Source organism: Chryseobacterium sp. YR221 (assembly GCF_900176315.1).
Classification (GTDB): domain Bacteria; phylum Bacteroidota; class Bacteroidia; order Flavobacteriales; family Weeksellaceae; genus Chryseobacterium; species Chryseobacterium rhizosphaerae.
On the sequence record NZ_FWXM01000001.1, the window covers coordinates 759,545 to 772,690 of the forward strand.

11 protein-coding genes are annotated in these 13,146 nt (G+C 36.0%); 4 read left to right on the plus strand and 7 right to left on the minus strand.

The window, feature by feature from the left end:
- Window positions 1-146 precede the first annotated feature (146 nt).
- From B8967_RS03485 to B8967_RS03500, 4 genes are all read right to left on the minus strand, one after another.
- The gene (locus B8967_RS03485) at window positions 147-728 is read right to left on the minus strand and encodes a Crp/Fnr family transcriptional regulator (RefSeq protein WP_084084436.1); all 582 of its coding nucleotides are present in this window, start codon (window positions 726-728) and stop codon (window positions 147-149) included.
- 71 nt (window positions 729-799) lie between these two features.
- Complete coding sequence (locus B8967_RS03490; RefSeq protein ID WP_228406007.1) at window positions 800-1,360, minus strand: cysteine hydrolase family protein; 561 nt, start codon at window positions 1,358-1,360, stop codon at window positions 800-802.
- A gap of 223 nt (window positions 1,361-1,583) precedes the next feature.
- Entirely contained in the window at window positions 1,584-2,084 is a 501-nt protein-coding gene (locus B8967_RS03495) for a hypothetical protein (RefSeq protein WP_084084438.1), read from the minus strand.
- Between the two features lie 31 nt (window positions 2,085-2,115).
- Entirely contained in the window at window positions 2,116-3,810 is a 1,695-nt protein-coding gene (locus B8967_RS03500; RefSeq protein WP_084084439.1) for a DUF8202 domain-containing protein, read from the minus strand.
- 693 nt (window positions 3,811-4,503) lie between these two features.
- On the opposite strand from B8967_RS03500, the gene B8967_RS03505 reads away from it, so the two are divergent.
- The 4 genes from B8967_RS03505 (at window position 4,504) to B8967_RS03520 (ending at window position 10,050) form a co-directional block, all read left to right on the plus strand.
- Window positions 4,504-7,071, plus strand: a complete 2,568-nt coding sequence (locus tag B8967_RS03505; RefSeq protein ID WP_084084440.1) for an FtsK/SpoIIIE family DNA translocase — start codon at window positions 4,504-4,506, stop codon at window positions 7,069-7,071.
- Between the two features lie 81 nt (window positions 7,072-7,152).
- Window positions 7,153-7,614, plus strand: a complete 462-nt coding sequence (locus tag B8967_RS03510; RefSeq protein WP_084084441.1) for a hypothetical protein — start codon at window positions 7,153-7,155, stop codon at window positions 7,612-7,614.
- Between the two features lie 221 nt (window positions 7,615-7,835).
- Window positions 7,836-8,483: an outer membrane lipoprotein periplasmic chaperone LolA1 gene (locus B8967_RS03515; protein WP_047495980.1), complete on the plus strand. Its 648-nt coding sequence runs from the start codon at window positions 7,836-7,838 to the stop codon at window positions 8,481-8,483.
- 109 nt (window positions 8,484-8,592) lie between these two features.
- On the plus strand, window positions 8,593-10,050 hold the full coding sequence (locus B8967_RS03520) for an LptF/LptG family permease (RefSeq protein ID WP_084084442.1): 1,458 nt from the start codon (window positions 8,593-8,595) through the stop codon (window positions 10,048-10,050).
- 371 nt (window positions 10,051-10,421) lie between these two features.
- Here B8967_RS03520 and B8967_RS03525 read toward each other — a convergent pair whose 3' ends face one another.
- From B8967_RS03525 to pyrH, 3 genes are all read right to left on the minus strand, one after another.
- Window positions 10,422-11,480, minus strand: a complete 1,059-nt coding sequence (locus tag B8967_RS03525) for a 3-oxoacyl-ACP synthase III family protein (RefSeq protein WP_115919125.1) — start codon at window positions 11,478-11,480, stop codon at window positions 10,422-10,424.
- 231 nt (window positions 11,481-11,711) lie between these two features.
- Entirely contained in the window at window positions 11,712-12,266 is a 555-nt protein-coding gene (gene frr / locus B8967_RS03530) for a ribosome recycling factor (protein WP_047495988.1), read from the minus strand.
- A gap of 138 nt (window positions 12,267-12,404) precedes the next feature.
- Entirely contained in the window at window positions 12,405-13,112 is a 708-nt protein-coding gene (gene pyrH, locus B8967_RS03535; RefSeq protein ID WP_047495991.1) for a UMP kinase, read from the minus strand.
- Window positions 13,113-13,146: the final 34 nt, after the last annotated feature.

Consider the following 13,146-nt stretch of genomic DNA (forward strand, 5'->3'; position numbering starts at 1 on the left):
TTAAAACCCGGCAATTCCAGATTCATTGTACCTATACCGGTGATTGAAAACTTCTATTCAGAAATAACCGACATAAAACACAAAATACTGATTTACAACACAATAAATCAACATCAGTTTTATAAAAAATAAAAGGAGTTTACAATTTATTTCCCGAGGGATATTTTTTTCCTGATCTTACTCAAGAATTCATGAGTAATTCCCAAATAGGAAGCAATTTGTTGTTGGGTAAGCTTTTGTTCGAGTCCCGGATATTTTTTTAAAAATTCTACATATCTTTTATCAGCCGTCTTCCCTGTCAAGGAAAGAATCCTTCTCTGTAATCCTACTGATGACTGCTGATTCATCATTCTAAAAAGTTTTTCTACCTGGGGCATTGTTTCATAAAGGTGTTCTTTCTCCTTTTGGGAAATCATAAGAACCTCACTATCCTCTAGAGCTTCAATATTGAGAATGCTGGGAACATGATTAATGAGACTGTCGATATCTGTGATCCACCATCCTTCGATCGCAAAATACAACGTCTGTTCAAAACCGTTTTCATTGAGATAATATACTTTACAGCATCCACTGACAACAAATCCTTCAAAAGAGCAGTAATCCCCTTCTTTAAGAATCACCTCTTTCTTTTTAAAGACTTTATATTCAAATGGAGAAGCAAAACGACTGAATTCCTCTTCGGATAAGTCTATATACCGGCTGATGTTTTGATAAAGTAAATCAAGCATTATTCTGTTTAAGCAAAATAAAGATACCAATTATTATTGATACCTTTATTTATTACCCTGTTATCCGTTACTTATTTTCCATGTAAGAAATCATCTGTACTGACAATTCTGGCGTAAAGATTTCCTAATGCGGAGATCCCTGCTAAAAATGACCTTTGTACTTCTGCCGCTTTTATCACCTGCCCGTTCAATTCCCGGTCTCGTGTTGCAGTAGCATCTCCAATAATGGTATTGGTAAAACCAAAGTCAAATGCAGCTCTAGTGGTTGATTCCACACATACATCTGTCATCATACCTGTAATCACCAGATTTTTGATCTTTTTTGCCTGAAGAAACTGCAACAGATCCGTTTCCCTGAAACTATTCGGAAAATGTTTTACCAGAACCTTTTCATCAGATTTTGGGGCAACCCATGAACTGATCTCCACTCCGTGAGTATCCGGAATAAAAAAAGCAGCGCCATCATCGGTGGCAATATGCATAATGTGAACCACGGGAAGATTATTTTCCCTAAAATATTTCAGAATGTCCTGCGTGTTTTTCGCGGCCTTTTCCGCACCTTCCAGTGTCATTTTCCCTCCCGGAAAATAGTCGTTTTGTACGTCAATAATTAATAGTGCTGTGTTTTCCATTTTTCTTTTTTGTTGTGCGTTCATTGATACGAATGATATTAAAATCAAACATAAAGTCAGAATACTTTTAAAAGTGTCTTTCATTATTTCCCTGTTATAAATCGATATGACAAAATTATGACAGGAATAGTTCCTGACCTTTGAACTAGTTCAAAAAATCATATTCATGAAAAAACCGGAAGAAATTCTTCCGGTTGAGCAGCTTCAATGGTCTGCTCATATTTTATTTCCAATAGCTCCATTTTAAGCCATCAAATACAGCCATATTTTTACTGACAGTATCATAACATACCATTCCCGGATATGGGCTTTTTACATTAATATGTGGGTTCGCCACTTTAGGAAGGATTAGTGCCTTATCAGAAGATTCCAGAACCAATACTCCCGGCGCAGCTGTTTCGGAAGCTCCCATAATAATTCTATTCTGCCCGGGGATTTCCTCGTTGGTATTGAATACTGCTCCATCAACAGATCCTGCATCACTCAGCGGGGTCCACGCCGCTCCCACCTTCATCTTTACTATTCTATCATTCTTGTCCATCAGAATAGTTCCTCCCACAGCATCTGCAGGTAACGTTTCCACAATGGGTAATAAAATACCTTTTGTCGTATTGGCTGCAAAATCCAATATTCCGTCTCCCTCAGCCTGATTTTTATCTATTGCAGTCTGTGCCGATGTTACCATAGCACAAAGCAATCCTGTTATGATGATTATTTTTTTCATTTCTTATCTTTTTCTTTGTGATGTTAGTTAATTAGTCATTACAAGATCTTACAATACAATTCCACGAAGTCCCGTTGTATAATTTGAAACATTGTTCCGCGGTATCATAAATCAGCATACCTTCTACAGGATTGACAATGCTTGCTGAAGTTGTTCTGGTAATCACGAAACCTTTATTTTTAGACTCCAGTGCTATAAATCCGTTTGGAACATTTCCGGGCCACCCTGACTGAATATGGGTATGCCCTGTAATACCTATCCTGGTATAGCTATCCGGCGTACCGGGTGCAGGATCTTTAGTACAATACTCCAGAAGATTTACTCCAAAGACGAAATATCTATTGCTTACAAATGAATGATTAAACACAGCCTTCCCATTTACAAAAGCGGTCGCAGAAATCATCTGTACATTTTGGGTAAATGCTTCATCATCAGCAACCATCATAAACACTTTATCAGTTGCTGCAATATCAGTATATCTTGAAAGATCAGCCTGCAACCATATAGAACCTGTATCATTAGTCTTTTGAGCAAGCCATTTTCTTTGAATGATTCTCCCTGAACCTGTTCCAAAATTAACCAGAGCCAGGTCCTGAACATTATTATCTCCGGTTATTAAAAAAGTTTTATCCTGAGAAAATGAAGTTCTTCCCGGATGGGCATTAGCGGAAGTAAAATCATTTGTTGTTGCCAGTGTAAGCATCGTATTATTTTCGGTATTTATACTATTACTCACTTTTTGATTCAAAACAGACTGATCATCCAGGGCAATCCCAAAGATATTATGATTAAAAACGGCATTAATACCGCCATTCCATGTAACAGACTGATCAGACCCCAGGTAATTTTGTGGCTGCTGTAAGGTTATTCCATATTTAACAGCGAGATAAGAATTCACTCTCTGTCTTTCTTCAGGAGTCTGCGTACCTGAATACAATATAAATTCTCCTATTCTGTCTCCGGCTAAGGAAGTGGATCCTGAACCTCCATCATTATCCATCAGAAGAACCATTCCCGGATAATTATTGGTAGAAGAAACTCCATTGGAAGCTTCACCGTAGGTAAACCCGTTATTATCAAAAAAGTACTTCATATTCCCTCCTACACTGGTATTATAATAAGATTGTATACTGGGAGTATTACTTTCTACAGTATTGATTACATCGGTTCCGAAAAATACGTCCCCGAATTCTTTTTCGTTATAAAATTCAGGACGGTTGGTTTTGGTTCCAAAGAATGGAGACTGCCAAACTCCGGCAATACTTGTCGTATTTGAACTCTGAGCAGTACCATTCATCACAAAAACACTTCTGTAGGTTGCCGATGCCGTTCTGGAAAGATGGGTATATGAAGTCAGTGAATTCGTAGCATTATCCGGAAATCCTGAAGGAAATTTATATCCTGATCTGTATCCGTTTGTACTTACAATTTCTATAGCGGGATTGAAATTAAACCCGGATATTGAAGATTCTGTACGGTAGACAGGTCTTGCAGAAATCCCAGGATCAGCATAATACCCCGGCATACCTTGATTGGCTATGCCATCAGCTCCACCCGTTCTTTGGTTTGCCCATACGGGAACCTGAGCATTATCTGTGGAAGTACCGGTACCGGCATTGGCTTTCACCCACACCTGCAGGTTATTTGAAATTCCACCTGGTGCAGGAATTTGTCCGAAGACAAAGCAACTTAGCAATTGGGAGGATAGAAATAAAAGCTTTTTCATTTGTTAGAATTTTTATTATAAACCAAGTATTTTCTTGTCGTTATTTGAAAATTGGATAGCTGTTTACTGGGAGAATTCCCACATACAATCAGGATAGGTTAGAAAGACATTCTTCTACCAATGAGTAACCACCTATATGTACAGAATATCCGGATCGTAAAAAACCAGCTTTGAATACAAATAAGTTCCGGGAAAATTTTACAGATGATCCTATTGGGTTTCTTTTCTGTGTTAGCTTATGTATGATTACATATTTTCTTATCTGAAAGAGGGATCAATCTCAACCTGTGATGAATAATAAATTTTGAGGGAACTTTTTGTATTATTTACCTTACAGCAGATTTCAAAGGTACAATATATTTTTTTCAAAAAAATCAGGCTATCATCACTTTATATGGTAATAATCAATCAAAATGACTCATAATTAGATTTATTTTCCGATATTATGTGTTTTTATTTTAAATTAAATAAAGTGAAAAATATTATTATTTTATATATTTCTCACCAAATAAAGAATATTTTAAATCAAATTATTTGAAATTCTAGAATCAAAATAATAACAATAACAATCATTTGAAATAAAAAATAATTATATCTTTTATTTTTGGAATTGTTATTGTTGAAATTAAAATGATTTTTTTTACAAAAAAGGTTTTAATGTGGGAAAAACATTAAATTTGCGATATTGATATTATGGACAAAAAGACACAAAAAAAACAGACTGAATCGCCGGAAGCAGGCCGAATTTTATCTAAGCCGCGTATATTCTTTGGGCTTACTTTTATCCTTTTCTCTATTGTTCTAGCATTCTCATTCATTTCCTATTTAATGAACTGGAAAGCAGACCAGAGCCAGGCAGGAACAATGCTTGATAAGGGTATAAAATCTTCAAACATTTTTGGAAAATTAGGAGACTGGTTTGGGAATGTTTTCATATTTGAAAGTATTGGTATTGCCTCATTTATTATTGCATTTTTATTCCTTGTAGTAGGAACAATGATCCTTAAAAAGAAAATGTTCAAGCCATGGAAGACCATTGGACATTCACTGTTTTTTATTTGCTGGCTTCCTATTTTTATGGGAGCGCTTACCAAAGGGCAAGGCGTTTTAGGAGGTGTATATGGTTACCAGATCATGGATTATCTTAATTCCATCATTGGAGCTGTAGGGTTGTGGACAGTATTAGCGGCAAGCATTCTTCTGTATTTCATCCTGGAATTCAATCTTCGTCCAAGCTCTATCAAAGCTAAACTGAATAAAATCAATGAAAACACCATAGGAAAGGTAAAGGCTATGATGCCGGATTCTAATGAAGATTTTGAAGCGGATGAAGAAATGAAGGAAGAGGTTGAAGACGTAGCAGCTAACGTTACGGTAAGCGACCTTACCCAGCAGACCTCTGCTAATCCTATTAATAAAATAAAAGAACAGGAACCTGTATCTATTCCAAAACAGGTTTCAGAAGTTCCCCTTACTACAGATATAGAAACTATTGTCACTCCGAATCATACTTCTTTTGAAAATGATCACAAAGAGATAACGCAATCGGCGAATTTAAACCTTAGTACGAAACCGGCTGTTCCGATGTCTACTCCTGAGGAAGCTTTTGATATCAGACCTTCTACTCCATCTTCGGTCTCTACCTCTGCACCTGTTCACGAAGACATTAAATTTAAGGTAGAAATTGCTCCTGTAATTGATACCCTGGATGATTCAGATAAAAAGTCTCAGGAACTGGTAGAAATGCATGGTTTGTATGATCATAAATTAGATCTTGCTAATTTCCAGATGCCTCCGGTAGATTTATTAAAAGATTACGGCAATGAAGAGATATCAATCAATAAGGAAGAACTTGAAGAAAATAAAAATAAAATTGTTGGGCTCTTAAAGAACTTTAATGTAGGTATTGCCGAGATCAAAGCGACCATCGGGCCAACAGTTACCTTATACGAAATTGTTCCGGAAGCGGGTATCAGGGTGGCAGCCATTAAAAAACTGCAGGATGACATTGCTTTGAATCTTTCAGCTTTAGGGATCAGGATTATTGCGCCAATGCCAGGAAAAGGAACTATTGGTATTGAAGTACCAAGAAAGAATCCTACCATGGTTTCTATGCGCTCTGTTATTGCTTCTCAGAAATTCCAAAATACAGATATGGATCTTCCGGTAGTTTTCGGAAAAACAATTTCCAACGAAGTTTTCATGGCTGACCTTGCAAAGATGCCTCACTTATTGATGGCCGGAGCAACGGGACAGGGTAAATCTGTAGGAATTAATGCTATTCTTACCTCTCTGCTTTATAAGAAACACCCTAGTGAACTGAAATTTGTAATGGTGGATCCTAAAAAGGTAGAACTTTCATTATACTCAAAAATAGAAAGACATTATCTGGCTAAACTTCCGGATGTGGATGAAGCTATTATCACAGATACAAACAAAGTGATCAATACCCTCAACTCACTTTGTATCGAGATGGATACAAGATATGATCTTCTTAAAAATGCATTCTGTAAAAACCTAAAAGAATACAACAAGAAGTTTGCAGAAAGAAAATTAAATCCTGAAAATGGGCACCGTTTTTTACCCTATATTGTTTTGGTAGTAGATGAGTTTGCCGATCTGATTATGACCGCTGGAAAAGAGGTAGAGTTACCAATTGCCAGACTGGCACAGCTTGCAAGAGCCGTAGGTATTCACCTTATTGTAGCAACACAAAGACCTTCTGTGAATGTAATTACAGGTATGATTAAAGCAAACTTCCCTGCAAGAGCAGCATTCAGGGTGATCTCCAGTGTGGATTCAAGAACAATTCTCGACTCTACGGGTGCAGATCAGCTGATTGGTAAAGGAGACATGCTTTATTTCAACGGTAATGAAATTCTAAGACTTCAGTGTGCTTTTGTAGATACTCCGGAGGTTGAAAGACTTGCAGAATACATTGGGGAGCAAAAAGGATATGCATCGGCATTCCTGCTTCCTGAATATGTTTCTGAAGATTCTACAAGTTCGGTAGGAGCTTTTGATCCTAATGAAAAAGATGCATTATTTGAAGAGGCAGCAAGAATTATCGTATCTACCCAACAAGGCTCTACTTCTATGCTTCAGCGTCAATTGAAACTTGGTTATAACAGAGCGGGAAGAATTATGGACCAACTGGAAGCAAGCGGTATTGTCGGAGGCTTTAACGGAGCTAAAGCAAGAGAGGTGATCATCAGTGATCTTCATTCTTTAGAACAGTTTTTGGAAGATTTAAGGAGCTAATTCATCATACAAAGTAATGAATCCCGGGTATGCAACAACATAACCCGGGAAATATAAATAATATTCAATTCAACTATTATCATGAAAATTACAATAAAACAAATCTTCAAACTGGGGCTTTTGGCATCTGTACTTACATTATCTTCCTGTGCATTAAGATCTGTTCCCAGTGACTATTCTTCTGTAAGACTAGATGTCATAGACAATAATACGTTGGGAAATGGCAAAGTACTCATTTATAACGGTGCCGGAGTTCTCCATAAAATGGATAATACAGCAAGATTAAATATTGGACTTGATGGCAAATCTCTGGGGCAGATCAGGCCTAAAGAATATGTTATTGTTAATTTAGAAAACGGGAAACATGAATTCACTGCTCTTCACATAGATATGGTGAATATGAGAAGTAAACATCCTGTTGAAATTAATGCAAGCACTAAAGTTATTAAGATTGAGCCTACCATCACTTCTAACAAATTAACAGTAACCAATATTCTTCCTGAAAACTTTGATAAATATCTTGAAAGACCGGAGACAAGATAATTTATAAAACATTATCAACAAGGACATGCTTTATTCACTGGAACAGGTTCTTAAAAATTAAAAAAGGTTAAAGAAAAACCAATTTACATTTTTTCACTTGAATATTAAAAATAGCGAATTTTTTTGGAACAGTTTTTGGAAGATTTGCGTAGTTAAGGGGAAAAAAGCGAATGGCTCTCCCCTTAAGAGTTAGAAAATGTCTAAAGATTATTAAATAAAAAATGAAAAATATTATTTCAAAAGTTATATTAGGAAGTTTTGTTGTAGGTGCAGTTGGTATGGCCAGTGCTCAGAAAATAGACGCTAAAGCCAAAAAGATATTGGATGATATTACAGCCAATTACAATTCTAAAAAGAATTCTTACTTCAAATTTTCTTTTGGAAGCGGTCTTAATGATCAGGTAACCAAAACCGAGCCTGGAATTTATTATTCGGCAGGAGATAAATACAAGTTGAAAATCATGGATACCGAACAGATCTTTGATGGAAACAAGATTTATAACATCAGTACGGATGATATGGAAGTAACGATTGCAAAACCTAATGGAAACAGCACCCTCTTCTCCCCTATCAATTACCTGAGTACCTATAGAAATGACTATAACGTAACGTATAACGGAAAGAAAATGGTCAACGGTGTGAATGCTGATTTTATCAAACTGACTCCTGTAAAATCAAACGGTATAAAATACGTGTATCTTTTTGTAGATTCTGTAAAAAAACAAATGGTAAAGCTTGAACAGCACGGAAACAACAAAGATGTTGCTGTCATAGCGATCAAAGAATATAAGGAAAACCAGGATTTGGACCCGAATATGTTTGTTTTCGATAAGAATAAATTTAAAAACTACGTAATTACTGAACTTTAAAAAGCAAGAAAACAGGGTTATAAATACTCCATTCTGTTTTTAAGTTAAAAAAATAACAAAATATAAAAGCCGCAAGTAAAATTTGCGGCTTTTTGATTAATTTTGGCGCATGTTAAAAATACTAGACCGATATATCATAAAAACCTTCTTTGGACCGTTTTTCTTTATATTCAGCGTATTGTTTTTCATCTTTATTGTAAACATTATCTGGGTTCAATTAGGTCAATTTATGGGAAAAGGATTAAGCTACTGGCAAATCCTTAAACTTCTTTTTTATCTTGGGGTAAGCGTTATCAGTATGGTGCTTCCTCTTACTATCCTTCTGGCCAGTATTATGTCCTTCGGAGAATTTGGTGAAAGATATGAGCTTGCTGCGATGAAGGCTGCCGGAATTTCTCTGACAAGAGTTATGATGCCTCTTCTGGGCGTTGCCACCGTACTGGCGATTATGCTTTTCTTCTTTTCAAATAATATTATTCCCGATTTCCAGAAGAAGGCGAAAAACATGCTTTTCAATATTGCACAGACTAAACCTGCGCTTAACTTCACTCCCGGACAATTTATTGATCAGATTCCCGGTTATATGGTGAAATTTGACAAAATTTATGGAGAAAACGGGGAAAATATTGAGGGCGTTTTTGTTCACAGAAAAGCCAACACCTATGAAAACCAACAGTCTATTGTCGCTGAAAAAGGAAAATTTGTTCCGGCAGCCAATAAGAACTTTTTAAAACTTGTTCTGCATAACGGATATGTATTTGAGGACAATTTTGCTGGAAAGGGAGAAAATGTCAGAATGAAACAGCCTGATCAGGCTATTAAATTTGATACGCTGACCTCTCACTTTGATATCAGTGAAATTATCAACCAGGCTATCGAAAAAGAACAGATTACGGATGACTATCGTTTCCAAACATATGGTCAATTGAACCAAACTATTACTAAAAGTAAAAAAGAAAACAAACTGTTTTTTGATAATGTAGGAGCAGATGTCCTGGGGCAGACCAATTCTGTTGTTGCCTACATGGATAGAGGTAATGCACATAAGGCGGCTCCAAAACCACAGGTAAAACTGGACACCATAAAAAGTGACAAAAAGTTGGAAATCCTCTATAATGCTTACAACAGGCTTGATAACCTGAAAACCTCACTGGAAAGTAAAAAAAGTGAGTTCAGTACGAATGTAAAATATTTCAGCAAGGTGGTTATTTATCAGCAAAGAATAGTCTCCTATTCTGTAACCTGTATTATCTTCTTCCTGATTGGAGCCAGTTTGGGTTCTATCATCCGAAAAGGAGGTATGGGGCTTCCCGTAATTATAGCCATTGTTATTTTCATTATTTTCTATGTCATGAATGTAGGGGTAGAAAATTTATCATGGAGCGGAAAAATGAATCCGTATCTGGCAGCATGGCTTCCTAACTTCATTCTTCTTCCTTTTGGAATCTGGATGACATATAAAGCACTTACAGATTCTCAGCTATTCGATGCAGAGAAATATAAGGCATTATTTAAGCCCATTACTAAGAGATTTTCAAAAAGTAAAGAGCATCAGCGGTATCAATAGATACCCGAAATTGAATATTCAATACAATACAGACCCGGAAATTCCGGGTCTTTTTATTTCTGAAAACAGAAGATCGGAGTTTCTATTTTTTAAAGTATAAAATGACATGGCTCATCACTATAACGAAACAACCATTTCATGGAGAATATGGCTCAATAACCCCCACTTTAAGTGATGGGAATCTTTTACAGTACACAATATATCGCTACTGGAAATTTTTCTCCTGAAAAGAAATCAAATCCCTCCTCATAAATGATCAATCTCTTAAAAAAACATGAAGACCCAAAAGGAGAAATCAAATCACAGGTGTAAATAAAAAAGAGGTTTCCGACCCCGGAAACCTCTTTTTGTATGTCAAACATCGATGCCAGTTAAAACTTGTACACAAATGCGTTAATATTCATTCCTGCTCCTACAGAAGCAAACAGGACGATATCATCTTTCTTGATTTCATGTTGTTCCAATTCCCCGTTGAGAATCATCGTAAGCAAAGTTGGAATAGTTGCTACACTGCTGTTTCCTAATTTATGAATTACCATAGGCATGATATTCTCAGGAAGCGGCGTATTATACAACTGATAAAACCTGTTAACAATAGCTTCATCCATTTTTTCATTAGCCTGGTGAATAATAATCTTATCCAGCTGATCAATAGTATACCCACTATTATCAAGACATTTTTTCATAGCATCAGGAACATTGGAAAGTGCAAATTCATAGATTTTCCTTCCATCCATTTTGATGTATTTCGTATCAGGGCATCGTTCATTATTATAAGATTTGCCAAAATACAGATAGTCTTTTTCCGTCAATGTATAAGAAGCAGAAAGATGAGACTTAATCCCGGAATCATCAGTACTGTTTTCTAGAATGGCGGCTCCTGCCCCATCAGCATAAATCATACTGTCTCTGTCGTGAATATCTACTACACGGGAAAGTGTCTCAGCTCCTATGACCAAACAGCGTTTTGCAATACCTGCTTTAATAAAAGCATTGGCCTGTATCATTCCTTCAATCCAACCGGGACATCCGAAAAGAACATCATAGGCAACACAAAAGTTGTTTCTGATTCCCAGTAAATGTTTTACCCTTGCTGCAAGACAGGGAACAGTATCAGACTGAACTGTCCCGAAGCGTACATCCCCAAAATTATGGGCAAAGATAATATAGTCTAAAGTTTCAGGATCTATTCCTGCATTTTCTATAGCAGCCTGAGCTGCAATAAGCCCCAAATCTGAAGTAACCTGTGTACTGCTCGCATACCTCCTCTCTTCAATGCCCGTAATTTTTTTTAATTTATCCGTAATAGATGCATTGTTTTCTTTTAATAACACTCCTTCTTTATTAAGAAAAACATGCTTATCAAAAAATAGATTGGTTATCGTTTCAGATGGAATGTAGTTCCCTACACCAATAATTCTCGTCATCACTATAATGTTTTGTTTCCTGTCTTTTTTAAGGTGTTTCAGGAATAATTTTATAAATATAATGATTTAACGCTAATATCTATTAAAATATTATAGTAACAGGGCTTAATAATTCAAAATTTTATATCGATCAAAAAATAAAATTCATTAAAAGCAAAATTAAAGTTCTGATATACAGAAAACAAAAGAGGTTCCCTCTCGGAAACCTCTTATTAATATTTAAAAAACTAAAAATTATACTTTCATAATTTCTGCTTCTTTTGTCTTAAGATGCTCATCGCAAAGCTTTACATATTTGTCTGTGAATCCCTGAATTTCTTCTTCAACTCCTTTTACAACATCTTCAGAAACACCTTCTAGCTTTTTAAGTTCTTTCAAGCCATCTTGTCTTGCATTTCTTACTGTTACTTTAGTGTTTTCAGCTTCTATTTTAGCCTGTTTTGCCAATTCTTTTCTTCTTTCCTCCGTTAAAGGCGGAACATTAAGAATAATATTCTCACCATTGTTAGAAGGCGCAAAACCTAAATTAGAATTAATAATAGCTTTTTCAATTGCATTGATTGCTGTTCTGTCCCAAGGCTGGATAGAGATAGTCATCGCATCCGGCACAGAAACATTAGCTACCTGGTTGATTGGAGTGGGAGCACCATAATATTCAACCATTACATCCTGAACCATTGCAGTAGAAGCACGTCCTGCTCTGATTCTTTGAAATGCATGATCCAAGTGCTTTACAGCTGCGTCCATATCCTGCTTTACAGATTCTAATATAAGATCTAATTCTTCCATTATTATATTATAGTTTGATAAATTACACATTAATTGTTATAATTGATAATTGATAATTGATGGGTAATAAGTAATGAGTAATGAAGAATTTTACATTCACTAATCCCTCTTATCTGCTACCTATCACCTGTTACCCGATTACAAATTAACTAAAGTACCAACATTTTCTCCTTCCACAATTTTCTCTAAATTCCCATCTTTATTCATATCGAATACAATAATAGGTAATTTATTTTCATGACTCAAAGTAAATGCTGTCATATCCATTACTTTAAGATTTTTTTCAAATACTTCATCAAAAGATAATGAGTTGTATTTTACTGCATCTGCATTCTTTTCAGGATCACTGTCATAGATTCCGTCTACTCTTGTTCCCTTTAAGATAACATCAGCTCCAATTTCGATAGCTCTTAAAGTAGCTGCTGTATCTGTTGTAAAATATGGGTTTCCTGTCCCTGCTCCGAAGATAACTACTCTTCCTTTCTCAAGATGTCTTACCGCTCTTCTTTTGATAAAAGGCTCAGCTACTTTATCCATTTCGATAGCAGACTGAAGTCTCGTTTTAATTCCGGCATCTTCCAATGCCCCCTGCAATGCCATACCGTTGATTACTGTTGCCAGCATTCCCATATAGTCTCCCTGCACTCTATCCATTCCTTTTGCTGCTCCTGCAACACCTCGGAAAATGTTTCCTCCTCCAATGACAATCGCCACTTCACAACCTTTTTCCACTACTTTTTTTATCTCTGCAGCATATTCCTGCAGTCTTTCAGTGTCAATACCGTATTGTCTGTTACCCATTAAAGCCTCACCACTTAGTTTCAGAAGGATTCTTTTATATTTCATTTTTTATTTTTAATAACGATTTACCGGAGCTGAT